Source organism: Candidatus Phytoplasma sp. AldY-WA1, from assembly GCF_020312115.2.
GTDB lineage: Bacteria > Bacillota_I > Bacilli_A > Acholeplasmatales > Acholeplasmataceae > Phytoplasma > Phytoplasma vitis.
The window spans coordinates 1-1582 of record NZ_JAHRHX020000096.1 but is presented as its reverse complement, the minus strand read 5'-3'; the positions used below and the strand labels follow the sequence as shown (position 1 = coordinate 1582).

Genomic DNA, 1582 nt, shown 5'->3' with positions numbered 1-1582 from the left:
GTCCTTTTAAATTCTTATTTAAGTATAATAAAAGAGAACATTCAACGAAATTATCACGGGGTTTTAGTACGGATCAATTTATAGATGGTTCAGATTTGACAATTGAAAAATTACCAAATAGACCTACAACTTTAACATCTCGAAATGGCGCTACTAGTGAACCTAATGGCATAAATGAAGCTTGTGAATCTCAAATTTTACATAAAGTATTTTTAAAAGAAGGTGTTAATTTTAGAAACTTTAGTAACACAATCAAAGAACAAGCTAATGTTGAGGTTGAGGTAAAGTTTTATTTAATACCGGTTCAATTACAAAGTGAAGATCCGCAAAATTTTTTTGTTGATGAAGAAAAATTTAAAAAACTTTTAGATGTGGGTGGTTTTGAATACGAAGAATCAGAAGAACCAATCAAAGTAAAATTATTATATAGGGAGAAAAATGGTAACAAAAGATGTTATTACCCGAAACATGATATTTTCACAACCCAAGAGTTAAATAATTTAAACAAAACAATAAATTTAAATAATATCTCAGATACAGATATTATTAACTTATATTTTGATTATGATTATGTTGATAATTATTCTGAATTTGCAGCAGAAATAAAACCAAAACCAACTTTTAAAAATTTTTTCGGTTCTTATGTTGTTTTTGATAATCAATTTTATGATAAAAATTCGAGAAAAATAAAATATAAACATGATTGGTTAAATCAAAATCCAATCGAAGTAAAATTATTATCTAAGACGAAAGATTGGGTCACAAAAAGATATTTACCGAAAAATGATATGTTCACAACCCAAGATTTAAATGATTTAAACGGAAAAACAAATTTAAATAATATCTCAGATACAGATATTATAAACTTATATGATGAGTATAAAGGAAGCGATTATAATTATAAAAAAGAAGTAAAACCAAAACAAACTTCTAAAATTCTTAGTCCTAAGGAAATATTTAATAGTATTGAATCAAGTACAAAACAATATTATATTTATGGAGATTCAACTAAAAATATAACACATCCAACAGATTTATCAAACTTTAAATTTCCAAAATTAATCACTAAAAACGATCAACAAGCTCCAGATAATTATGATAAAATAGAAACTCTTATTTTAATTAATTTTTGGAATGAAATGAGTTTAAATGATGATTTTTTTACCGTAGCTAAAAGAGAATCCGATCAAACAAAAGATTTTTATACTGATGCAAGTCATGATTTAACTTTATTTACACAAATCACTTATACTTTAGTTGATAACGAAGGCAATTGTCATAAATTAGAAACAGGGAATCAAGGAACTAAATTAACAGATATGAAACTTAATGATTCTAAAGCAGGTACAGGAGGAGGTTCTGGGAGAAAAATTACTGTTAGAGCTAAACAACCAAGAACACAAGACAATACACAAATCAAACCCATCACTCGATCTGAATAATATTAATTTTGAATAATAAATTATTTTATTCACAAAAATATTTATAATATACAAAAAAATAGAGGCTTATTAAAATGTTTTTAGAAAGAAAAATTCAAAATCTCTTTTTTTTAATTTTTATAATTATTCTTGTCTGGGTT

The 1582-nt window shown here is 25.1% G+C and carries 1 protein-coding gene; it reads left to right on the top strand.

Features of this window, described 5'->3' with window-relative positions:
• A partial coding sequence (locus KTO59_RS04200) for a hypothetical protein (RefSeq protein WP_284928805.1) occupies nucleotides 1-1442 on the top strand: 1442 nt, incomplete at its 5' end.
• Nucleotides 1443-1582: the final 140 nt, after the last annotated feature.